This is a genomic window from Acinetobacter sp. NIPH 1852, assembly GCF_022549455.1.
Lineage (GTDB): Bacteria > Pseudomonadota > Gammaproteobacteria > Pseudomonadales > Moraxellaceae > Acinetobacter.
Genome location: NZ_JAKZGG010000008.1, coordinates 25,837 through 49,768 on the forward strand (window position 1 = coordinate 25,837; position 23,932 = coordinate 49,768).

19 protein-coding genes are annotated in these 23,932 nt (G+C 41.6%); 12 read left to right on the forward strand and 7 right to left on the reverse strand.

Annotated features, from left to right (window positions below):
• Positions 1–110: 110 nt before the first annotated feature.
• Positions 111–2,270: a TonB-dependent siderophore receptor gene (locus tag MMO38_RS08055; RefSeq protein ID WP_241323203.1), complete on the reverse strand. Its 2,160-nt coding sequence runs from the start codon at positions 2,268–2,270 to the stop codon at positions 111–113.
• 284 nt (positions 2,271–2,554) lie between these two features.
• On the opposite strand from MMO38_RS08055, the gene guaB reads away from it, so the two are divergent.
• The 4 genes from guaB to recJ all read left to right on the forward strand — a co-directional run bounded on the left by guaB (position 2,555) and on the right by recJ (position 7,855).
• Positions 2,555–4,021 (forward strand): IMP dehydrogenase, encoded by a 1,467-nt coding sequence (gene guaB, locus MMO38_RS08060; RefSeq protein ID WP_004673427.1) that lies wholly within the window; start codon positions 2,555–2,557, stop codon positions 4,019–4,021.
• Between the two features lie 126 nt (positions 4,022–4,147).
• Entirely contained in the window at positions 4,148–5,485 is a 1,338-nt protein-coding gene (glmM, locus tag MMO38_RS08065) for a phosphoglucosamine mutase (protein WP_130160767.1), read from the forward strand.
• A gap of 12 nt (positions 5,486–5,497) precedes the next feature.
• Positions 5,498–6,154, forward strand: coding sequence for a pyridoxamine 5'-phosphate oxidase (gene pdxH, locus MMO38_RS08070; protein WP_241323204.1), 657 nt, complete (start codon positions 5,498–5,500; stop codon positions 6,152–6,154).
• On the forward strand, positions 6,155–7,855 hold the full coding sequence (gene recJ, locus MMO38_RS08075; RefSeq protein WP_241323205.1) for a single-stranded-DNA-specific exonuclease RecJ: 1,701 nt from the start codon (positions 6,155–6,157) through the stop codon (positions 7,853–7,855).
• A gap of 44 nt (positions 7,856–7,899) precedes the next feature.
• Here recJ and MMO38_RS08080 read toward each other — a convergent pair whose 3' ends face one another.
• Both MMO38_RS08080 and MMO38_RS08085 read right to left on the reverse strand, forming a co-directional pair.
• Entirely contained in the window at positions 7,900–8,757 is an 858-nt protein-coding gene (locus MMO38_RS08080; protein WP_241323206.1) for a putative porin, read from the reverse strand.
• A gap of 203 nt (positions 8,758–8,960) precedes the next feature.
• On the reverse strand, positions 8,961–9,743 hold the full coding sequence (locus MMO38_RS08085; RefSeq protein ID WP_004673417.1) for a putative porin: 783 nt from the start codon (positions 9,741–9,743) through the stop codon (positions 8,961–8,963).
• Between the two features lie 411 nt (positions 9,744–10,154).
• On the opposite strand from MMO38_RS08085, the gene prfB reads away from it, so the two are divergent.
• The 5 genes from prfB to MMO38_RS08110 all read left to right on the forward strand — a co-directional run bounded on the left by prfB (position 10,155) and on the right by MMO38_RS08110 (position 15,010).
• Positions 10,155–11,250, forward strand: a protein-coding gene (gene prfB, locus MMO38_RS08090) for a peptide chain release factor 2 (RefSeq protein WP_155757036.1) whose coding sequence is annotated in 2 segments (ribosomal slippage) — positions 10,155–10,226 and positions 10,228–11,250 — 1,095 coding nt in all. Because the reading frame shifts where the segments join, the coding sequence is not laid out codon by codon here.
• A gap of 184 nt (positions 11,251–11,434) precedes the next feature.
• Positions 11,435–11,737 carry a helix-turn-helix transcriptional regulator gene (locus MMO38_RS08095; protein WP_034595781.1) on the forward strand — a complete coding sequence of 101 codons (303 nt, stop codon included), beginning with the start codon at positions 11,435–11,437 and terminating at the stop codon, positions 11,735–11,737.
• 54 nt (positions 11,738–11,791) lie between these two features.
• A complete protein-coding gene (locus MMO38_RS08100; protein ID WP_241323207.1) occupies positions 11,792–12,856 on the forward strand; it encodes an alkene reductase in 1,065 nt (354 codons plus the stop codon).
• A gap of 127 nt (positions 12,857–12,983) precedes the next feature.
• Complete coding sequence (locus MMO38_RS08105) at positions 12,984–14,303, forward strand: 3-deoxy-D-manno-octulosonic acid transferase (protein ID WP_241323208.1); 1,320 nt, start codon at positions 12,984–12,986, stop codon at positions 14,301–14,303.
• A complete protein-coding gene (locus MMO38_RS08110) occupies positions 14,300–15,010 on the forward strand; it encodes a 16S rRNA (uracil(1498)-N(3))-methyltransferase (protein ID WP_241323209.1) in 711 nt (236 codons plus the stop codon). Before MMO38_RS08105 ends, MMO38_RS08110 begins: the two co-directional genes overlap by 4 nt.
• Here MMO38_RS08110 and MMO38_RS08115 read toward each other — a convergent pair.
• Entirely contained in the window at positions 14,990–15,979 is a 990-nt protein-coding gene (locus MMO38_RS08115) for a mechanosensitive ion channel family protein (RefSeq protein WP_241323210.1), read from the reverse strand. The genes MMO38_RS08110 and MMO38_RS08115 overlap by 21 nt on opposite strands.
• 454 nt (positions 15,980–16,433) lie before the next feature.
• Here MMO38_RS08115 and acs point away from each other — a divergent pair, with 454 nt between their 5' ends.
• A complete protein-coding gene (gene acs / locus MMO38_RS08120) occupies positions 16,434–18,392 on the forward strand; it encodes an acetate--CoA ligase (protein ID WP_241323211.1) in 1,959 nt (652 codons plus the stop codon).
• 88 nt (positions 18,393–18,480) lie between these two features.
• Here acs and sfnG read toward each other — a convergent pair whose 3' ends face one another.
• Positions 18,481–19,584 (reverse strand): dimethylsulfone monooxygenase SfnG, encoded by a 1,104-nt coding sequence (gene sfnG, locus MMO38_RS08125; RefSeq protein WP_241323212.1) that lies wholly within the window; start codon positions 19,582–19,584, stop codon positions 18,481–18,483.
• A gap of 27 nt (positions 19,585–19,611) precedes the next feature.
• The gene (msuE, locus tag MMO38_RS08130) at positions 19,612–20,352 is read right to left on the reverse strand and encodes an FMN reductase (RefSeq protein WP_121929007.1); all 741 of its coding nucleotides are present in this window, start codon (positions 20,350–20,352) and stop codon (positions 19,612–19,614) included.
• Positions 20,353–20,701: 349 nt separating this feature from the next.
• On the opposite strand from msuE, the gene MMO38_RS08135 reads away from it, so the two are divergent.
• On the forward strand, positions 20,702–21,352 hold the full coding sequence (locus tag MMO38_RS08135; protein ID WP_005194029.1) for a response regulator transcription factor: 651 nt from the start codon (positions 20,702–20,704) through the stop codon (positions 21,350–21,352).
• A 123-nt stretch (positions 21,353–21,475) separates the two neighbouring features.
• Here the strand turns inward: MMO38_RS08135 and omp33-36 are convergent, their stop codons facing one another.
• Positions 21,476–22,372, reverse strand: coding sequence for a porin Omp33-36 (gene omp33-36, locus MMO38_RS08140; protein ID WP_262450922.1), 897 nt, complete (start codon positions 22,370–22,372; stop codon positions 21,476–21,478).
• Positions 22,373–23,083: 711 nt separating this feature from the next.
• Here omp33-36 and blaOXA point away from each other — a divergent pair.
• Positions 23,084–23,923: a class D beta-lactamase gene (blaOXA, locus tag MMO38_RS08145; protein ID WP_241323213.1), complete on the forward strand. Its 840-nt coding sequence runs from the start codon at positions 23,084–23,086 to the stop codon at positions 23,921–23,923.
• Positions 23,924–23,932 lie beyond the last annotated feature (9 nt).

Sequence of the window (23,932 nt, forward strand, 5' to 3'; positions counted from 1 at the left end):
TCGTTATTGAATGAGCCTTATGTCGGACTCAGGTTATACATACTCACTTGTTCAGAACAAGTTACAATTTTTGAGTCCCCCCCTCTTTGATAAAGGGGGACTCTATCCGATTAATATTTAAACTTCACCGTAAAGTTAATCTGACGTGGATTGCCTAAAGTAATTAGATTCTCATTCAGCGCACCAGCATAATAATCTTTGTCAAACATATTGCGGATCGCCAATTGTGCACCCCAATGTTCGGCATCGTAACCCGCTTCAGTATCGAATAAAGTGTAGCTTGGGATATCCACAGCTAAGCCATTGACGCTTTTCTTCGTTTCACCTCGCAAACCAGCACCCACATACCAGCCTATATCAGAATTCGGTTCAAAACGATAACGGGTAGAAAGACTGTAGCTGTGTTTGGGAATATTATCGATCCGCAATCCGATATTATCGGCTACGGTATCTTTGCTGGTTTCAGCGTCAGGTGTATACGTATAAGCGGCTGTGATTTTGAGCTGATCAAAGAGCTGAGCGGCGATTTCAGTTTCGACCCCACGTGTCATTTGTTCGCCACGTTGCACCTTAAAGCCTGAGTTGATTGGATCGCTGACAGAAACATTTTGGCGGCGTAGGTCAAACCAAGCAATGCTACCTTGAATCCGCTGATCTGGACTTTGTAGTTTTAAGCCAACTTCAATTTGTTTGCCCTTTTCAGGCCTAAAAGTATTGTCATAAAAATCAGTTCCTGTTGTAGGCAAGAAGGATGTTGCATAACTGACATAAGGTGCAACCAGATCGTTAATGCTATACAAAAGGGAGGCATTGCCAGTAAATGCATTATCAGATTGTGATGTCTCAGTATTTTTGACCAAATTGGTGCTGCTGGTTTCTGCCCAATCGTGACGTCCTGCAAGATTTAAAACCAGTTGTTCATTCAGTTGAATCCGATCACGTATATATAAGCCCGTGTATCTGAGGCGATTGATATCATGATTGGTTGGCGTTTCAGGGCAATCCACAGTGGTGTTATATTGTGGCGCATATAAATTCAAATTGCCGACTGTACAGCGATTATTGATGTAATCACTTTTTTCTTGCATGGCATCGACACCAACCGTCAATTCATGTGCCATATTGGCAAGCTTAAATGTTTTCTGTAGCTGATTGTCGATTGCAAAGTTTAGATTATCCACATCTTGATAGCGTCCCTGACGCTGAATGGTGGTGTAATCAATTTTCCCATTTTTATCTTTCGCCCAAAAGTTTTTACCTGTTGCTGCAAACACTGCTGGACCAAGCATTTCAGTTTTTTGTATTGCAAAGTTTTGCTTGAATTGCCAATCATTTTCAAACCGATGAGCAAAATTATAACCTACACGGTAAACATCCGCATCGTAACCACCATGTGCAGGTTCACTGATAAACAATTTACTGTTCAATGAGCCATTCGGGTTCGGCAATAAAGTGCCCATAACAGGCAAGCCTTGTTGGCGCATATATTCACGATGTTGATAACTGGCAATCACCGATAAATCCGTATTTTCACCTAAATCAAAATTATAAGAAGGTGAAATATAATAATTTTTAAAATAGACAAAATCAGTTGGATCGTTTTGATCCGCAACTCGGGCATTGATACGAAAAGCACCTTTATCGCTATTATTCGGGCTGTAGTTGAGATCAAATGTACCTTGTTTGAGTTGATTTGAGCCATAGGTCAATGTACCGCGATAGAAACTTTCTGCTTGGGGGCGCTTGGTCACCATATTGACCATGCCACCCGGTTGTACCAAACCAAAATTGACCGATGCAGGACCTTTTAAAACTTGGACTTGATCCATGCCTGAAATTTCGGTGGCAACGAAAGTGCTTTGTCCTTGGCGTAATCCATCAATAAACACCTGATCTGATGAGTTTTGTCCGCGAATAATAAAATCATCCCAGCCACGTCGTCCAAGTTGTCCTGATACTACACCCGCAACACCATTGATGGCTTCGGCTAGCGTAGAGGCTTGTTTCTGTTCTAATTGTTCTTGGGTAATTACACTGACGGATTGAGCTGTTTTAAATAAAGGGACATTTGACTTTAAAACAGAGCTGGCTTTTTTGGCAACGTAGCTAGAAGTAAGCTCTTGTTGTGCCTGAATTTCGATTGTGGGCAGGATATTGGTTGATTCGCTACTTTGGGGAGTCGCAGTTGCTGCATGCGTTGTGGTCATCGCTGTAAAAACAGCAAGCGCTAAGAGGGTGGGTGAAGATGGGAGTCGTTGCGATGGTCGCATAAGTGGGTCAGCCTAAACAAGCAGAAGTTGAATTTGATAATGAGAATTATTTTATTTAAAAAAGTATTCTTTTTAAATGTCCAAAACATTTATTTTTAAATTGAGTGAGCAGGCAATTTGTCTCTAAAAATGATCGGAAATGTGTGGTGGTGACCGGTGTGGCATGCAGAATTGTGGGCGAAATAGCAAAGATTTAATGGTGTAAAAATTATTTCATCATAGAAAATGAAAAATACAGCGAAATTTGTTTATAATAGCTCACGGAAATTACCAGTGAGATTGTTATGCTGACCATCGTTCAAGAAGCGTTAACCTTCGATGATGTCTTATTACTTCCTGCCTACTCAACTGTTCTCCCAAAAGATGTCTCTCTAAAGACACGATTAACTCGCGGAATTCAACTTAATATCCCTCTCGTTTCGGCTGCAATGGATACAGTGACTGAGTCACGTATGGCGATTGCGATGGCACAAAATGGTGGTATTGGTATTTTGCATAAAAACATGGATATTGCAGCACAAGCCGCTGAAGTACGCCGTGTGAAAAAATTTGAAGCGGGGATGGTGAAAGATCCAATCACTGTTACACCTGAAACCACTGTTCGTGAATTGATTGCGATTACGCAAGCCAATAACATTAGTGGCGTGCCAGTAGTGAAAGATGGCAAAGTGGTTGGGATCGTGACAGGGCGTGATACTCGTTTTGAAACCAATCTTGAGCAACCTGTAAGCAACATCATGACAGGTCAAGACCGCTTAGTGACGGTTCTTGAAAGCGAATCGAAAGAGAATATTCAAGCACTTCTTCAGAAACACCGTATTGAAAAAGTATTGGTGGTTGATGAAAATAATGCGCTGAAAGGTTTAATCACGGTTACTGATTTCCGTAAAGCTGAGCTTTATCCAAATAGCTGTAAAGACGAACTCGGTCGTTTACGTGTGGGTGCTGCGGTTGGTACAGGTGCAGAAACACCTGCACGTGTAGAAGCGTTGGTCGAAGCTGGTGTGGATGTGATTGTTGTAGATACGGCACATGGCCACTCTGCTGGTGTGATTGAACGTGTGCGTTGGGTTAAACAAAACTTCCCGCAAGTTCAAGTGATTGGCGGCAATATTGCCACTGGTGATGCAGCATTGGCATTACTTGATGCTGGTGCAGATGCTGTGAAAGTCGGTATTGGCCCAGGTTCAATTTGTACTACTCGTATCGTTGCAGGGATTGGCGTTCCTCAAATGTCTGCGATTGATAATGTCGCCAGTGCTTTGAAAGGTCAGATTCCTTTGATTGCTGATGGTGGTATTCGTTACTCAGGCGATATGGCGAAAGCGATTGCTGCGGGTGCAAGCACGATCATGGTAGGTTCACTCATGGCGGGTACTGAAGAAGCGCCGGGTGAGGTTGAATTTTTCCAAGGGCGCTACTATAAAGCCTATCGTGGTATGGGTTCATTAGGTGCGATGTCTGGTGCTTCAGGTTCGTCTGACCGTTATTTCCAAGATGCCAAAGCAGGTGTAGAAAAGCTTGTTCCTGAAGGTATTGAAGGTCGTGTACCTTATAAAGGTCCAATGAGTGCGATTGTGCATCAAATGATGGGTGGTTTACGTTCATCTATGGGCTATACAGGTTCAGCGGATATCGAAGCAATGGCGCAAAACGCGAAGTTTGTGAAGATTACCTCTGCGGGTATGCAAGAATCACATGTGCATGACGTGACGATTACCAAAGAAGCACCCAACTATCGTATTGGTTGATTTTTGGTAACTGTTTAGATTGAAAAACCGTCAGTTCACTGACGGTTTTTTTGTTTTGGTGTAAAGTGAACAACATGAAAAAGATATGGTTACAATCCATATAAAAGATAAGAAAGTGAGTAAATAATGAGTTATTTTGGTACTGATGGAATTCGTGGCAAATTTGGAGAAATGCCAATTACTCCTGAATTTGCATTAAAACTAGGTTTTGCAGCTGGAAAAGTATTAAAACGCACCAGTCCGAAAAATAAGCCAATTGTTGTTTTGGGGAAAGATACACGCTTATCTGGTTATATTTTAGAGGCGGCTCTACAAGCAGGTCTTAATGCAGCAGGTGTATATGTACATCTATTAGGTCCATTACCGACGCCAGCCATCGCTCATTTAACCCGTGCTCTACATGCCCATGCTGGGATTGTGATTTCAGCATCCCACAACCCTTATTATGACAATGGCATTAAGTTTTTCTCGAGTGAGGGTAAAAAGCTTCCCGATGCGTTGCAAGAGCAAATTAACCAAGAATTAGAAAATGATCTTCAAATTGAGGACAATGCGAGTTTAGGAAAAAGCGTTCGGGTAAAAGATGCCAATGGACGTTATATCGAATTTTGTAAGTCGACCTTCCCATACCATTTTGATTTGCGTAATTTAAAAATTGTGGTGGATTGTGCCAATGGCGCTGCTTATAGCGTAGGACCTTCAGTATTCCGTGAGTTGGGCGCTAAAGTGATCTCGATGTATAACGAACCAGATGGTCTAAATATCAATGAAAATTGTGGTTCTACTCATCCTGAACATTTACAGAAAGCAGTTGTTGAACATAACGCTGATCTAGGTATTGCTTTTGATGGTGATGCCGACCGTGTGGTGATGGTAGATAAAAATGGTCAGTTGATTGATGGTGATCATATTCTATATATCCTAGCGACACAGGCGAAAAATAAGCCTACAGGGGTGGTTGGAACAGTGATGAGCAACATGGCACTTGAGTTGGCATTGCAAAAAGCCAATGTCGGTTTTGTGCGTGCGAGTGTAGGTGATCGTTATGTTTTACAAGCGCTTGAAGAAAATGACTGGGTGATTGGCGGGGAGCCATCAGGTCATATTCTGACACTGGATAAGAGCACCACTGGTGATGCAATTATCGCAGCATTGCAAGTGTTAACAGTGATGGTCGAACAAGGCAAAGCTTTACATGAGTTGGTCGAGGGTTTTGACTTATTCCCACAAATACTGGTCAACGTGCGTTTGCAGCAGATGATTGATCCATACTCGATTCCTGCTTTAGTTGCTGAGTTTGAAAAAGCTGAACAACAATTGAAGGGGCGTGGGCGACTTTTGATTCGTAAATCAGGAACTGAGCCAGTGATTCGGGTGATGGTTGAAGGTGATCAACAACAAGAAGTTGAAACTTTAGCGCATCAATTGGCTGATGCAGTACGCGCTCAAGCCCAAGTTGCATAGCGGAGAGTCGGCATGAGTGATGTGATTAAAGACTTAAGTGAATTACGTTTAAGTTATGAACAAGGTGAGTTACACGAAGCACAGATTAGTGATCATCCTCATCTTCAGTTTTTAAACTGGTTTAATCATGCTCTGGCTGCACATTTACATGAGCCGTATACCATGTCTTTGGCAACGGCAAATGCCCAAGGGCGACCACATGTGCGTACCGTATTGTTACGTGGCGCCACGGAAGCAGGCTATGACTTTTATACCAACTATGACAGTCAAAAAGGTGTAGACCTTGCTGAGAATCCTTTTGCCGAATTGTTATTTTATTGGCCGAGCTTAGAGCGTCAGGTACGGATTAGTGGTCAGGTGATCAAGATTTCTGAACAAGAGTCAGCCGAGTATTATCACAAACGCCCACGTGATAGTCAGATTGCAGCCCATATCAGTACACCGCAAAGTGGGCGAATTGCCAGTCGTGACGAGTTACAGCAACGTTTCCAAGACTTGCAGCAGCAGATCGGTGAGCAGGGTGAACTTGCCAAGCCAGAATTTTGGGGTGGCTATCGTTTAGTGGCTGACTATTATGAGTTCTGGCAGGGACGACCGAATCGGTTACATGATCGTTTGAGTTATGAAAAACAAAATGGACTTTGGGTTATCCAACGTTTGATGCCATAAATGACCAAAATGCAGATTCAACAAAGGCCTTTTTTGACACGCCCTGAACAGTTTCAGGGCGTACCGTCATTTATGGCTGAAATTTTAGCGAGACGAGGGGTTCAATCCGAACAAGAACTTGAGCTAAAGCTAAAGCATTTACTTTCACCCAATTTAAAAGGCTTAGATACTGCCGTTGAACTGATTGATCATGCGATTGATCAGCACAGAAAAATTGTCATTATTGGCGATTATGATGCTGATGGTGCAACCAGTACGGCGTTGATGGTCTTGGTATTAAGGGAGATGGGTGCAGACGTTGAGTATCTCGTGCCCGACCGTTTTAAATATGGTTACGGGCTTACCCCAAAGATTGCTGAGCTGGCGCAACAAAGCTATCAGCCTGATTTGTTGATTACAGTCGATAATGGTATTTCCAGCCATGCAGGGGTAGAAACAGCACAAGCATTGGGAATGCAAGTGATTATTACCGATCATCACTTGACCACAAAAGTGACGCCAAATGCAGAGGCGGTGGTTAACCCAAATCAATTGGGTTGTGATTTCCCGAGTAAAGCATTGGCCGGCGTGGGTGTTGCTTTTTATGTGTTGGCCAAACTAGCTAGTGCTCGCACTCAGCTGGGTAAAAGTAGCTGTAAAGTCACCCAATATTTAGATTTAGTCGCACTCGGCACCTATGCGGATGTGGCAACTTTGGACTATAACAATCGTATTCTGATTGATACAGGTTTAAAGCGCATTCAGCAGCAACAATGTCGTGCAGGAATTTTGGCTTTACTGGATATTGCCAAACGCGATGCCGCAACATTGCGCGCGCAAGATTTAGGGTTTGTCATCGGACCACGAATTAATGCGGCTGGGCGTATGGAAAGTATGCGTATCGGTATTGAATGCTTGTTAGCACCAGATCTGGCAACGGCTTATCCGATCGCACAACAACTGAATCAACTGAATATCGAACGTCGTCAGGTTGAAACTGAAATGAAGCAACAAGCATTAACGGCTTTGCAACATATTCAGCTTGAAACCGAACATCTGCCAGCAGCTTTGGTGATGTTTGATGAGCAATGGCATCAAGGTGTGATTGGTATCGTCGCTGGGCGGCTAAAAGAACAATTTTATCGCCCAAGTTTAGTATTTGCCCCTGATGAAGATGGTATTCATATCAAAGGATCTGCGCGTTCCATCGATGGGATTCATATCCGTGACATGATTGAACAAGTGGCGGAACAGCGCCCTGACTTGGTCAGCCATTTTGGTGGCCATGCAGCAGCAGCAGGCTTGACGTTGAAAAAGCAAGATTTTGATGAATTCAAAATAGTATTTACCCAGTCTGTCGCTGAAATGGATGATGATTTATTTCAAGCGACATTGTGGACGGACGGTCAGTTAGTTGATTCAGCTTTACATTTGTCCACATTGGATTGGATCGAACAACTTGGACCTTGGGGGCAAAAGTTTCCGTTGCCTCAGTTTGAAGGTCGCTTTAAAGTGATTGACTATCGCTGGTTGAAAGACCAACATTTGAAATTAAAAGTTTCACTTGGGCAGCAATCTGTTGATGCAATTGCTTTTAATGCAGTTGATCGTTTTGAATTTAATCCGATGTTAGGTTATGTCGACTTGGTTTATACCCTAGAACGTAATATTTATAATGGAAATACCAGTTTGCAATTGCAAGTGGTGCATTTAACACAATAAAAAAGCCGCTTTTAATAGCGACTTTTTTATATTATTTTTTAGAATTAGAAACGGAATGTACCGTTGATGCCAAAAGAATCTGCGCCATCAATTGTGGTATAGCCAACACCAACAGCAACTTGTGGTGTAAAGAATTTTTGGGCGTGAATGTTGAAAATACTATCTGAGTCATCAGCAGTCGAGTCTGCAAATGAAATGCCTACACTCAGTGTAGGGTCTAAATAAAGATCAGCAGCCAAGCGGTAAGTTGTTTCATCACCAAAATAACTTTGTGCTTCAAAGTTAGTATAGTAACCACCAACTTGAGTGACATATTTGGCACGCAAAGTCACTGCAGTATCATCATCTTCGCCTGAAACGGTAGCAGAATTCATGAAATTGGTAATAAAACCATATTGTGCAAGTTGTACTGGATTCAGACTCTTAGATAAATCAGCAACTCCTGCTGCCAATAATAAACCATTGATAGGCAAGAATCCTGCCTCAAGCGCATAACCATTATGTACTTTTGAGTCTGAACCAAATAATGGAACTGTGACTTTGGTGTTGGTACGGTATAAGGCACCCGATACATAGAATTGTGTATCAGGAATAAAGACTTCACCTGTTACACCAAGACTATTAAATTGTAACTCGATTAGATCTTCATCATCTTCAAGTTTGTTATAAGCAAAACCCCCACCGATATTAGAGGCTTTATTCAAAAACGCTGCTTCTGCTAAAGGTGCATTGCGGGTTTGTATTGGGCTGAAATAGTATTTTCCTGTAATCGTCGCGCCGTTACCTTTGCCATCATCCATGTCGATATGTTCGTAGGCAATGGTTGATTCTGTTTGATAGGCATTCGCATTCAATGCAAAAACAGATGTAAAAATTGCTGTGACTAAACTGAGTTTTTTCATATGGAGTCCCCATTCATTAAAATAATTGCTTTATTAATATTTTGTAACAGCGGTAGTTTAATGAAAAAAGGACAAACGTCAACAGACCCTAAATAAATGGTCAAATAAACAGTGATTTTTTGGTTGAGATATAAATTAAAAATGCCCTGAAAATAAATTTTCAGGGCATTTGAGTATAGATTTAGAGTATGTAGCTATAGATATTAGAAGCGGTATTTTGCTGCAACGCCAAATGTATTGTAGTCATTTTTGGCAACAGTTCTATCTTTACCGAAACCAACACGTCCTTCTAAACTCATTTGTTGGTTAAAGAATTTACGTGCATTTACGCCAAATTCACGTTGTTTTGATAGGTCATTGTCGTAGTAATCAGCACCGACACTTAGGGTTTTATCAATATAGTAGTCAGCTGCGAGATTAAACTCATCCAAATCACCGAATGCTGCGCCTGCCTCTAAGTTGATGTCATTTCCACCCACTTGAGTTACGTATTTAGCACGAATGGTTGGATCAACACCATCATCAAATTTGTTGTCATAGCCTTTCGCACCGACTGCAAGCAACAAACCTGGTGCTGGTAGATAACCGACTTCAGCACTGTAATAAGTGGTCTTGATATCTCGTGCCTTATCCAGCTTTAACGTGTTACGGCTAACATCACCGCTAAGATAAAAATCAGAGTTAGGAACAAAGTATTCGACACCGACACCATAAGTATTGTCGTCAGTCGCGCCTTTATCTTTCCAAGACGCTTCAGCACTTACATTACTTGCTCGATCTAAAAATGCAGCTTCGGCAAGTGGTGCATTACGGGTTTGTACAGGGTTGAAATAATATTTACCATTAATCGCGAAGTCACTGCCTGAACTACCTTTATCAGGGTCGATATAACCTACCGATGCGCCAACTTCAGCTTGATAAGCATGAGCAGTTCCTGTTACTGCAAGTGCAGATAAAAGTGCTGATGCAATTGCTAATTTTTTCATGGTTATGCCCCTTTGAGATAATGAACCGAATGAAATTTAGATTACATGTTTTGTTACAACTTCCAGTCTAGGCTAAAAACAGGGTGCGTCAATCCTAAGTCGGTAAACAAATGGTACGAATGTAAGTGAAGTGTAATTTAGTTTGTTTAATATATTGATTTTAATTGATAAATATTAATGTTTTGATTTATTAAAACTTAGGGTGGATTGTGTGTTTTGGTATTTTTCGTGTAATTCATAAACACTATTGTCGCTAAATGTGTCGTTTAAGAATAATAAAATCAATAAGGAAAAAAGGATTATTTTGAAATCAGCAATAAGGAAATCTGTTCGAATCACAGAGGCTGTGTAGTGTAAAACACTTATGTTAAAATGATCGATTGAGTGAAAAAACATTGTGAGACGAGACGCGTGGAAATTAATCCGTATTTAAACCAATTGAAAGATTTATCTGATCGTAGCCAAACACTACGGGGGTATCTTTGACTACGATCTAAAGGCTGAGCGTTTAGAAGAAGTTTTAAGAGAGTTAGAAGACCCTGAGATTTGGAATGATCAAAGCCGCGCGCAAGCCATCGCTAAAGAAAAGGGCAGTTTAGAAAATACGCTTGGGGTGTTTGACCGTTTGGCGGAACAGCTTGATGATGCCAAGGCAATGCTTGACCTCGCTGTTGAGGCGGATGATGAAAGCTTATTGCTTGATGTGCAAAGTGAATTAGACAGTGCTGAAACAGCATTGGCCAATCTTGAATTCCGTCGTATGTTTAGTCATCCAATGGATCCAAATCCATGCTTCCTCGAAATTCAGTCAGGCTCTGGCGGTACTGAAGCGCAAGATTGGGCATCGATGCTGTTACGTATGTATCTGCGTTGGATCGAGCGTCACGGTTTTAAAGCTGAATTGATGGAAGTGTCTGACGGTGATGTGGCAGGGATTAAATCTGCAACCATCCGTGTTGATGGTGAGTTTGCGTATGGTTGGTTACGGACAGAAACGGGTGTACATCGTTTAGTACGTAAATCACCATTTGATAGTAACAATAACCGTCATACATCTTTCTCTGCTGTGTTTATCTCTCCTGAGATCGATGACAATATTGAAATTGATATCAATCCATCCGATGTCCGCACGGATACTTATCGTGCTTCGGGTGCAGGTGGTCAGCACATTAACAAAACGGATTCTGCGGTGCGTTTAACCCATGCACCAACAGGGATCGTAGTTGCTTGTCAGAACCAGCGTTCACAACATGCGAACCGCGACCATGCTTGGAAACAGTTACGTGCCAAACTCTATGAGTTAGAGATGAGTAAACGTAATGAAGCTGCGCAAGCCTTAGAAGACTCAAAGTCAGATATTGGTTGGGGCAGTCAAATTCGTTCTTATGTTTTAGATGATTCACGCATTAAAGACTTGCGTACAGGTGTGGAAAACTCAAACACCAAAGCGGTTCTCGATGGTGATCTAGATAAATTTATCGAAGCAAGTTTAAAGCAGGGTCTATAAACCTCTTTCCTAAAAAGAGACTTTGGAAAATTAATTTAAACGGCAAGCTCGTTTAGCAAGAGGTGGTTAATCGGAAAAATATGATATTAATATCGAAAAAAATAGATATTAATATTTGAAAATTTCGATATACTGATTCTAGGTGCTGAACGAAGCTTCGCTTGTTGAGAAACGTGGTGAGTCTATGGATATTGATGTTATAAGCAAGGCCCTAGCCAATCCATTACGACGACAAATTTTGCAATGGTTGAAAGAGCCTGAGCGATTTTTACCCGTTGAACAATGTGGTGGTAGTTTTGAACGTGGCGTATGTGCAGGGCACATCGAACGTTTAGGCAAAGTTGCGCAATCGACGATGTCGAATCATTTGTCTGTATTACAGCAGGCAGGTTTGATACAGGTTGAAAAATATGGGCAGTGGTCATATTTCACGCGTAATGAAGCTTTGATTCAGCAATACATCGAACATTTAAAACAAACACTTTAAACGGTATTAAAGGTGAACCTTTAATACGCTGATAAAAGTGAAGTTGAGGCGATCATGGCTGAACTAAATTCTGCGTTACAAGTAGGTGATTTTACGATTAAAAATCGCTTGGTTTTAGCACCGCTTACCAGAGCACGTAGTGGTGAAGAGCGTATTCCAAACGATTTAATGGTGGAGTATTACCAACAACGTGCCAATGCGGGCTTAATCATTACTGAAGCAACAGTGATTAGTCCTAAAGCAGCGGGTTATGCCAATACGCCAGGTCTATGGTCACAAGAGCAGGCTCAGGCGTGGCATAAAATTGTAGATGCTGTGCATGCGCAGGGTTCAAAAATTGTGGTTCAGCTCTGGCATGTTGGGCGTATTTCACATCCAGATTTATTGGAGGGCGATATCCCCGTTGCGCCAAGTGCGATTCAACCTGCGGGTGAAGTGAGTTTACTTCGTCCTAAACGTCCATTTGTGACGCCTCGTGCTTTATCTCATGAAGAAATTCAAGAGATTGTTGCACAATATAAAAATGCCGCCGAACTTGCTAAAGCCGCTGGCTTTGATGGGGTTGAACTACATGCAGCGAACGGCTATTTGATCGACCAATTCTTGCAAAGTGGTACCAATCAACGTGATGATGAATACGGTGGTTCAATCGAAAACCGTGCACGTTTATTGTTGCAGGTGGTGGATGCTTTTATCGAAGTATGGGGTGCTGGCCGAGTCGGCATACATCTTGCGCCGCGCGGTGATTCACATGATATGACGGATGAAAATCCGTTAGCAACGTTCGGTTATGTGGTTGAGCAACTGGATCAACGTAATGTTGCCTTTATTTTCACTCGTGAATATGAAGCTGAAGACAGTTTAATGCCCGCTTTGCGTCCAAAGTTTAACGGTGTTTGGATTGCCAATGAAAAATTAACGCCTGCATCGGCGAAACGTATTTTGGCAACAGGGCAAGCAGATGCAGTCTCATTTGGGTTGGCTTATATTGCAAATCCTGATTTATTAGACCGCTTAGAGCATGATCTTCCCTTAAATCAGGTGAATTTTCAAACGTTATATGCTGCTGATGCAGAGGGTTATACCGACTATCCTGCATTTGAAAAGTTAGAAGCGTAATTCGTTTGATAAATTACTCATGTCATTAAGGTTTGTTGAATATCAATGAACCCTAAAAAAATGGCATGAGTTTTTTGTTTAAATTCCGCATAATGAGCTGAAATCAAATAGTGAATCATGGTCTCGAATGGCGCAGGAAAAATCAGCACAGCAAACCCCATTTTGGTATAACTTTTTATTGGCTTGTCTCAAGCCGTTATATCGTTGGAAAATAAAACAACGTGCTGAAAGTGATGCGCTATTTCAACAAGAATGTATTGAGCGTTTTGGTCCCTTTCAACCGCCTAAAAATCTGCATGCAATGTGGTTTCATGTAGTCTCGGTGGGTGAAACCAATGCAGCGCAGCCGTTAATCGAACATTATTTAAAATTAGGTCATCCCATTTTGGTGACCAATACCACTAAGACAGGTCAAGCCCGCGCAAAATCCCTGTTTCTAAAAGCACCTTATCTGGATTTATTTCAAGCCGTCTATTTGCCTGTCGATCAAAAGCCTTTGCTCAAGCAGTTTTTTGCACTGTATCAACCGAAAATTCTAGCGTTAGTCGAAACTGAAATCTGGCCAAATTTAATTGCAGCAGCACAGCAGCACCAGATTGCTTGTATTTTATTGAATGCTCGACTATCAGAAAAATCAGCCAAAGGCTATGCCAAGGTGAGACGATTAACCCAGCCGATGTTGCAGCAACTCACGTGGATGTTGGCACAAGATTCCGCCACCTTAGCGCGTTATGTTGATTTAGGTTTAGATCAAACCAAGAGTCAAGTGGTGGGAAATATTAAGTTTGATATTACCGCATCAACTGATTTTATTGAGCAAGCAGAACAACTAAAACAAGATTGGCAATTGGCAGATCGGCAAATTATAACTTTAGCCAGTACGCATGCGCCTGAAGAAGAAATTTTACTGAAGCAGCTTCAACCACATTTAAATTCAAACCCAAATTTACTCTGTATCGTTGTGCCACGTCATCCTGAGCGTTTTGATGAAGTCTATAAAGTTTGCCAAAATCTAAATTTAAATACGCAGCGTCGCAGTTTAGGACAGCGTATCGAGGCGAATACCCAAGTTTTTCTAGCCGATAGTATGGGTGAAATGTGGTTATGGTATGCCATGAGTCAGGCGTGTTTTGTTGGTGGTTCACTTAATGAACCCGGTGGCGGGCACAATATTTTAGAACCGATGGTGTTGAATGTGCCCACGGTCATAGGCCCTCGGTATTTTAATTTCCAAAGCATTGTCGATGAATTCGTTATAGCACGAGGAATTTTGGTCGGGGAAAATGCTGAACAGGTGACAGCACAGCTTCTCGGCTGTTTGGATGATTCAAAGCAACGTCAGCAACTCATCGAACAGGCTCAAGTGGTGTTGCAACGCAATCAAGGTTCGTTGCAACAGCATATTCAACTGCTCGATCACTATTTGAAAGCAACAGATGCACCATGAACATCGTTTTACTTGAACCCTCTCAAACAGCTTGCGCAGAGCAATGGTTGATTGAAAATCCACGTCAATTACAACATTTAAAACAGCATGTTCAATTGAATATAGGCGATACTTTAAAAATCGGTATTCGTCATGGTCAGCGTTATCTCACTGAAGTTTTGAATATTTCAGAGCAAAGGATTGTGTTGAAGCCGATTCAGGTGGAGGACGTACCTGAAAAACTTCCTGTGCATTTGATTCTGGCGTTACCGCGACCGAAAGTATTGCGTCGCATCATCATGGATGCGGTCACACTGGGTGTGGAGCGGATCAGCTTGATTCATAGTTATCGGGTAGATAAAAGCTATTGGCAAAGCCCATTTTTGCAACAACTGAATGACTATGTCACTTTGGGTCTAGAGCAGGCAGGCGATACGGTTGAGCCTAAAATTCAGATGTATAAACGCTTCAAACCTTTTGTAGAGGATGTGCTGCCAAGTTTGATTAGCGCCGAAAAACCTGCCTATGTGGCGCATCCTTATGCAGACCAGTCGATGCCGCATGCCATTCAACAGGCATGTACTGTGATCGTTGGACCCGAAGGTGGTTTTATCCCGTATGAGATTGAGCTGCTCAAAAAAAATGGTTGCCAAGCGATGCGCTTGGGCAACCGTATTTTACGTACAGAAACCGCTATTTCTTATATTTTAGGTCGTTTGATTATCTGAGGGCTTTATGTTTGTTGGAAGTTGAGCGATTTGGTTTGACTGAACCTTAAATTCTTGGATCGGATAAGGAATATTAATTCCTTGGGCACTAAAGGCCTGTTTAACCTGTGCTTGTATCATACTTGAAGAGGACAGAATATCGGTTTCAGTGGTGTTAATCCACCAGCGCACTGTGAGGTTGACAGAGAAATCCGCCAGTGCAGTTACATTCACTGAGAACGTTGGATGGCTCAGTACCGTACGTTCATTGTTGAGAATATCCAACACGATTTGTTTGGCTTTTTGTTCATCATCATCATAGCCAATCCCCACAACAAATTCACAGCGTCGTTGCTGATAAGCCGTATTGACGGTAACGGGGCTTGTATAGACCGTGGCATTTGGAATTACGATCCGACGGCCATCATAGGAGCGTAAAAATGTGGCTCGAATTTGAATATCTTCAACCGTTCCCTCCATGCCACTTACGATAATGGCATCGCCAATTTTGAATGGTTCACCTAGTAGAATCAAAATGCCAGACAACAAATTTTGAAAAATATCTTTGAAGGCAAAACCAATGGCAACTGAGCCAATCCCTAAAGCACCGACGAGTTGACCTGGAGTAAAACCTGGAATTGCAATTACAAGTGCGATCAGGAAACCTAAAAATAGGATAAAAGTTGTGCCCACCCGATGTAGAACAAGGACTAAATTTTGTCGAGCGTAAGAGCGATTACTGAGGGTTTTATCGACAAAGAGTTTAAATAATTTGGTCAGTAACCAAAACAAAATAAAAGCAATAATGGCTAAGCCGATATAAGGTAGGCGTTCCCAAAATACCAGCACCATTTTATCGATAGCAGTGTATGTATCTTGGTATTTTTCTGTATACCCCAACATAGTCTGAGTGGTTTTTTCACTGGCCCGATGAATCATTTCTTCAGTATCATGGGCTACATCTGTTATAGTTTTTTGTTCATTTGCCAAGGGGAAGTCTCTATTTAATTATAAGGTCTGATTAAGAAAGTTATCATCTTGGTGAATGTATGGTCAACATGGACGAAAAATTTACTAACAGCTTTAGCGGTTTATTTTATAACGAAATCATCGTAATCGTTTATGATTATTGTTGGAAAAAATGTTGCTGAATAGACGATCCTCATGGTCGGTATTTCTGATGATTCGCGCGCTTAAGCGTGGGTCAATGATCAAAATAACGATCAATTTTGAGAATAAAAACCATCGACAAGTCGTTCATATTTAAATTATTTTAAATAAATTTTCAAACTAGATTGGGTGTATAACAACAATACTCCTACGACCAAAGCCGCATTGTTTACTCGTGTATATGCTCGCCATACTGCAAGAAAGCACAAGCATACCCAAGAAATAGATGTGTACATCTAGGGTGTGAGATAAAAGACCAAGGAAGTAATAAGTTATGAAAGAAATCTACCCAGTGCCTGAAAAATTTAAAGAAACGGCAAGAATTTCGGAAACAGACTATTTCAATCGCTATCAATATTCTATTGAACAGCCTGATGCATTTTGGGCAGAAGAAGCACAAAATATTGATTGGATTAAACCATTTACCCAAGTCAAAAATACCAGTTTTGACCCAGATCATTTCAAAATTGAATGGTTTGCTGATGGTGAGCTGAATGTCTCTGCTAACTGTCTGGATCGTCATTTAAAAGACAATCCATTAAAGCCTGCCATTATATGGGAAGGTGATCATCCATCACGTCATAAAATTATTTCATTCGCTGAATTGCACGATGAAGTTTGTCGTTTTGCCAATGTTCTCAAGAAACATGGGATAGTTAAAGGTGACCGTGTCGTTTTATATATGCCAATGGTGCCTGAAGCTGCGATTGCCATGTTGGCATGTGCGCGTATCGGTGCTGTACATTGTGTGGTATTTGGTGGCTTCTCACCGGACTCTTTGGCCAGCCGAATTGACGATAGCCAAGCGAAATTAGTCATTACTGCCGATGCTGGGATGCGTGGTGGCAAGATCATTCCGTTAAAAGAAAATGTGGATGCTGCATTACAGATTCAGGGTACGGATAGCGTTGAACATGTAATTGTGGTACATCGCACGGGCAATCCAATTCAGTTCAATGAAGCACGTGATTTGTGGTATCACCTCGAAATCATGGAAGTGGATGAACACTGCCCACCCGAACCGATGAAAGCGGAAGATCCACTATTTATTTTGTATACCTCTGGCTCTACAGGTAAGCCGAAGGGCGTATTACATACCACTGGTGGTTATTTGGTGTATGTAAATACCACGTTTAGAGAAGTGTTTGATCTTAAAGAAGATGATGTGTACTGGTGTACGGCCGATGTGGGTTGGATTACAGGACATAGTTATTTACTGTATGGACCGTTGTGTAATGGCACGACAACGGTCATGTTTGAAGGTATTCCACAATATCCAACTTGGGCACGTATCGGCCATGTAATTGATAAGCATAATGTCACCATTCTTTATACTGCACCAACCGCGATTCGCGCCATGATGCGAGAGGGTGATGCTTATGTTCGTGAAAGTGATCGTAGTAGCCTTCGTTTATTAGGCTCAGTGGGTGAACCAATTAACCCAGAAGCATGGAATTGGTATAACGAAGTGGTCGGTGAAGGCCGTTGCCCGATTGTGGATACATGGTGGCAAACAGAAACAGGCGGTATTTTGATTTCACCATTACCAGGTGCCACTGCATTGAAACCAGGTTCAGCAACTCGACCAATGTTTGGGGTTCAGCCTGCTTTGGTGGATGGTGAAGGCAATGAACTTGAAGGTGCCAATGAAGGTAACCTTGTTATTAAAGATTCTTGGCCGGGTCAAATGCGCACCATTTGGGGTGATCCTGAACGCTTTATTGAAGCGTATTTCTCGACCTTCAAAAATAGCTATTTCACAGGTGATGGCGCACGTCGCGATGCAGATGGCTATTACTGGATCACAGGTCGTGTCGATGACGTACTCAATGTCTCTGGACATCGTCTAGGGACTGCTGAAATTGAAAGTGCACTGGTGGCCCATGAAGCAGTTGCTGAAGCGGCTGTGGTTGGTATGCCACATGATATTAAGGGGCAAGGCATTTGTACCTTTGTGACGTTACAAGCGGATGTCTCTGAGTCTGAAGAGTTACGTAAAGAGTTGGTCAATTGGGTGCGTAAAGTCCTTGGTCCAGTGGCAACGCCAGATGCCTTGCATTGGGCGCCAGCTTTACCAAAAACTCGTTCGGGTAAAATCATGCGTCGTATCTTGAGAAAGATTGCAGCGAATGAATTGGATAGCTTGGGCGATACTTCAACCCTTGCTGAACCAGCGGTGGTTGATGCCTTAATTGCAACAGTGTATCCAACAGCCAGCAGTGTTGAAGGATAAATAGAAAAAGCCCCCAAGCCGAGTCTTGGGGGTAGTTTTTTGCGCCACAACCTTTTATTTTTCTTATTATTCAAAATACCATTTAAGTTTAAGCCGATTTAGCAGTTAGTTGATTTCGTTGTTCTTGTTCCAACTGTCGCACCAGAGGCAGTACTTTCTCTCCAAAATATTCAACTTCTTCAATAAAATGCAGAAAACCAGACAGCACAAGATCTACGCCCACATGTTTTAACGCCACAATGCGTTCAGCGATTTGTTGCGGTGTGCCGATTAAATTGGTTTTAAAGCCATCGTTATATTGTACTAAATCATCGAAAGTTGATTTTGCCCAATTACCTTCGCCTTCTGGTGCAGCTGCACCTGCTTCACGGGTTGCATCTCCAAAAGCATTGACTGCCTCTACATTTGCCTTAGCGATGATTTCATTCAGCACAGCATGTGCTTCTTGCTCTGTATCGCGGGCAATGATAAATGCATTCACTCCGATCTTCACTTGTCGATGGGCAAGCTTGGCTTTGTGACGAACGTCGTCGACCTGTTTTTTGATTTCTTCAATGCTATTGCCATTGGTAAAATACCAGTCTGACACGTGTGCGGCCATATCTCGCGCAGCACGTGAACTCCCTCCTTGGAACACTTCAATAGAAGGTTTCTGCAAAGGTTTTGGTTTTAGGGTGTAGTTTTTGAATTGATAATATTTCCCTTCAAAGCTGTAATCGTCCGTGCTCCAAATGCCTTTGAGTGTACGAATGAATTCCTCAGAGCGGACATAACGCTCATCATGTTCAGGCCAAGGCTCGCCTATTGCATCGAACTCGCCACGAAACCATCCACTGACGACATTAATCGCAACACGGCCTTGGGTGAGATAGTCAATAGTCGCTAGTTGTTTCGCTGCAAGTACAGGCTTCCATGGACCAGGTAAGATGGCAGCAATCACTTTAAGTTTTTCGGTCTTGGCTAATAGCGCATGACTAAAGCTGACCGATTCATGTTGATTTTCTGCGCCATAGCCTGCAGTGAAACGAATTTGGGTTAGCGCGTATTCAAAACCGCTTTTCTCGGCAGCTTGTGCTAGACGGATATTATAGTCATAGCTCCAATCGGTACGTTGTTCGATATTGCTGACCACAAGTCCACCACTGACATTAGGGACCCAATAAGCGAACTTAATTGCTGATGTTGTTGTCATTTTTCTACCCTCTAGACATTTTTGATTTTATGCGACGTGGGTTAAATTCTTTGTAGACTTGGGGTGCAAGCGAGATTCGGCTGCATCTAAGTCTGGAACGGCCGCAGATGGTAAAACCTCTGCTTGTTCAATCTGCTTGTTAATCCCTAAGTTTTGATTGGCCTGTTCGGTTTTGGCTTTGATCACGGCAGCGCGTTGTCCTTTGGCTGGCGCCCATTCGAGAATCGGTAACGCACGTGCCACGGCTAAGGTCACGCGATCAGACAACTGTTCACTTTTGACGGTATATTCTGGTGTGAAATCACGATCAGTTGCATAGACCCCAATCGGTAAGGTTTGCGCTTGAAAGAAGCTAAACAAAGGACGCAATTGATGCTCTAGCACCAATGCATGACGATCACTGCCGCCTGAAGCAGCCAATAAAACTGGAACATCGACCAACGCTGTTTGTTCGACGAAATCAAAGAAGTGTTTGAATAATCCTGTGAATGAAGCACGATAAACAGGTGTACCAACAATCAATGCATCAGCCGCCTCTACCGCAGCCAAGTCATCTTGTACCCGTTGGGGTAATTGATTTCGATAAATTGCACCACCTAATAACGGCCCAATTTCGCTAAGTTTTACAAAATGTACTTTGATATGAATGGCTTCTGCAAGCTCATCCAGAATGGCTTGGACGAGGCTCTCAGTCTTTGATGGGCTATTTAAACCCCCAGAAACAGCAACGATATTGAGGGGAGTAGAAACTGCATTACGATTGGACATAGTGATTGCCTAAATAAAAGTTCATTACCAATGGCTTTTATTTATCTATATCGCTGCACCACAGTAAAATAAGGAAATGCTGCAAGCTTATCTGATTTAAAGATATATCGCTCAATCGCACAACATTGGAAATTCACAGTGGTTTAATTCTATGTTTCTCCTCAAAATTTTGAATGTTAAATTTGATTTGATCTGATTTATACGAATATCTGATTTATTTTACTGGAAAAGGGAATAAAAAATGTCAGAGTGCTTGACCAATGGTTTATTTAAAAATAGGCTTAGATAGGTTAATTTTAATAAACACCGTACAGTGACGTACTAAAACAGCAGATTGCTTATAGCGCTTATGAATATTTTAATTGTAGATGATCACCCTCTCTTTAGACATGCTTTAATTCAAGCGGTTCGTTACAGTTTGCCACAAGCGCAGATCCAAGAAACGGCTGATGTAAACGAATTCTATAAGCGTTTAGAACAGGGTGCAGAACCAGATTTAGTGTTACTCGATTTAAATCTACCTGGTGCTTCGGGTTTCTCTGCTCTGGTCTATGTGCGGGCGCAATATCCTGCCATTCCGATCATAGTGGTATCAGCGCATGAAGAGGCTTCGATTATTCAGCGTGCCATCGCACATGGGGCAATGGGTTATATTCCGAAGTCATCACATCCAAGTCATATTGGTGAAGCTATTAAGCATGTGTTAGAAGGGGAAATCTGGTTACCGCCAAGTTTACCGAAACATGCTGGTTTTGACCCAAGAGCCGCCGATGAGACAGCTTTGGCAGAACGTCTGCAATCACTGACCCCCCAACAATTCCGTGTGCTTATGATGGTCGCTGAGGGGCTGTTGAATAAACAAATTGCCTATGAGTTAGAGGTTTCAGAAGCCACCATTAAAGCGCATGTGACTGCGATTTTTCGTAAATTAGGCGTACAAAACCGTACTCAAGCCGTATTAGCCATTGGTGCATTAAATATTGAAGACAAAAAGATGTAATTCAATATAAAGATAAAGGTGCGATACTTTATTTCTCTTTGATCTTTAAAAATAAAAAACCAGTTCAAATGAACTGGTTTTTTATGATGTATCGTCTGCTCTATATAGAGCATAGATTCAATATTAGAAACGGAACTTCGCGTTTACGCCAACAGTTTGCGTATCTAAGTCAGCATTTACTGCATTTGCATTTACGTAGCTTGCACCAACAGCAACCGCTGGAGTGATGAAGTAGTTTACGTTCGCGCCCCAAGCAGATTTGATTGGAGAGAATTTGTCACTTGCTGGGTTAGAGCTTGCACTTACTTCTGCATAAGAAGCACCAACGCTTAACTTAGGCGTTAGGTAAAGGTCAGACTTTAATTCATATGCAGTTGTATCGCCATAAACAAGACCAGCTTCAAAGCCTACAGCCATGTTTGTACCGTCGATGTTACCTACATATTTAGTACGTGCAGTAATTGCATCTTGGTCTTCGCCAATCACTAATGGTTGAGCGACTGATTTTACGATACCGCTTGAAAGTACGCTGTTTGCATCTAAAGCAAATTGGTCAGCAATGTTTGTATAACCAACAGCAACTAAGAAGTTAGGAGTAAGCATAGTACCAACTTCTAATGCGAAGCGGTCACCATTGTCTTTTTCGCCGTCAACTTTAGATTTAGTGTGGCTATAAGATGCGCTTGTATATACCGGTAGGTATGGTGTAGGGATGTAAGCTTCACCTTTTGCGCCATATGATTGAGTTTCAGAAGTTACAACTTCATCACCATCATGTTTAGTATAGCTATAAGCAGCAGAAACATTAGATGCGTGGTTTAAGAACGCAGCTTCAGCTAAAGGACCTTTAGAAGCGTCTACATCTTTGAAGTAGTAAGTTGCTTGTCCAGCACCAGTAAAGTTTTTGTCATTTACAGTTGTATCTAAAAATTCAGATTGACCTTGAACTTCAACTTGATAAGCATTAGCACCGGTCATGGCTAATAATAAAGCAGTGGCTAAACCGAGTTTTTTCATAATAATTTCCAGCTTTAACAGTGATTGAGTTAAGTTGGACTCATTGTATTGTAACAAAGTATGATGTCAATGTCATAAATCTAAGCCTCCGACGAAGTGTGAAGCCTAAATTGAAGTTTGTTCAAAAAACAAACAAAAGCGAAGTTTGTTGTCAAACTTTAATAATATTTATAATTAACAAATAGATATGACTGGTTGATGTTAAGGTTGTAGATCATTTTTGAGGACTGTACGAGAATTATTTAATTGGTTAATTCGATTGATATGATCGTTTTTTACATTTAATGTGTGCTGGCTTGTGTCATAATTTTGCCATTAAAAGTGTGTTTTGAGCATATTTTTTTAATAATTTTGCGATGAACTATACAAAAAATAGCGAATAATTTTTGATGAAATCATGATCAATTTAAAACTGAGAAAGAAATGATTTAAAGATTAAATCTGATTTACCGATTAAGTTTTTAAATGTAATTTGTTTAATCAGTTTTACATTGTGAGGTATAGTTCACATAATGTGAAGCAAGAGATAGGTAATTTGCATTTTACGATCTCGGAACATTTTCTTTGTGTATTTGTAGTTTACTAGCTCAGCTTTCCCCAAGGTTGAGCTTTTTTTTGTCTGTTCATTTCCTATTATAGATGAGATAACAATACAGAGCGAATAATACAAAAGGTTTATAGTAATCAAATCTATACTCGACTTCTGCTTTTCTTATGCCAAAAATACTAAAACATCTTAGCCTTTGCGCATCTGTAATGATTGGACTGACGTTGCTAGGTTGCCAAAATTTGCACGCCCCAACTCAAAGCGCCGTGTCAAAAAAACATGACCAAACCGAGATCGCTTCTTTATTCCAACATGCTCAAACTGTTGGCGTATTTGTTACATATGATGGGCAAACACTTCAAGAATATGGCAATGCGCTGAGTCGATCGAATACGGCTTATATTCCAGCCTCAACCTTCAAGATGTTAAATGCTTTGATTGGGATACAGCATCACAAAAGTTCGCCAAACGAAGTGTTTAAATGGGATGGCAAAAAGCGTGCTTTTGCGAGCTGGGAAAAAGATTTAACCTTAGCTGAGGCGATGCAGGCATCGGCAGTGCCTGTTTATCAAGAGTTGGCTCGACGTATTGGTTTAGAGCTGATGGCAAACGAAGTGAAACGAGTGGGCTTTGGCAATGCTGAGATCGGAACGCAAGTCGATGATTTTTGGTTGGTTGGCCCACTGAAGATTACCCCCGTTGAAGAAGTTAAATTTGCTTATGCTTTGGCTCATAAGCAGCTTGCATTTGATCAATCTGTGCAGGAACAAGTGAAACAGATGGTTTTGGTTGATGAAGTTAAAGGAACCAAAATTTATGCCAAAAGTGGTTGGGGTATGGATGTAACGCCGCAAGTAGGTTGGTGGACAGGCTGGATTGAGCAACCGAATGGGCAGGTGATTGCATTTTCTTTAAATATGCAAATAAATAATCCTAAGCAGGGCGATGCGCGTAAAGCGATTGTTTATCAGGCATTACAACAATTGAAATTGTTAGAGACGCAATAAAATCTTTTT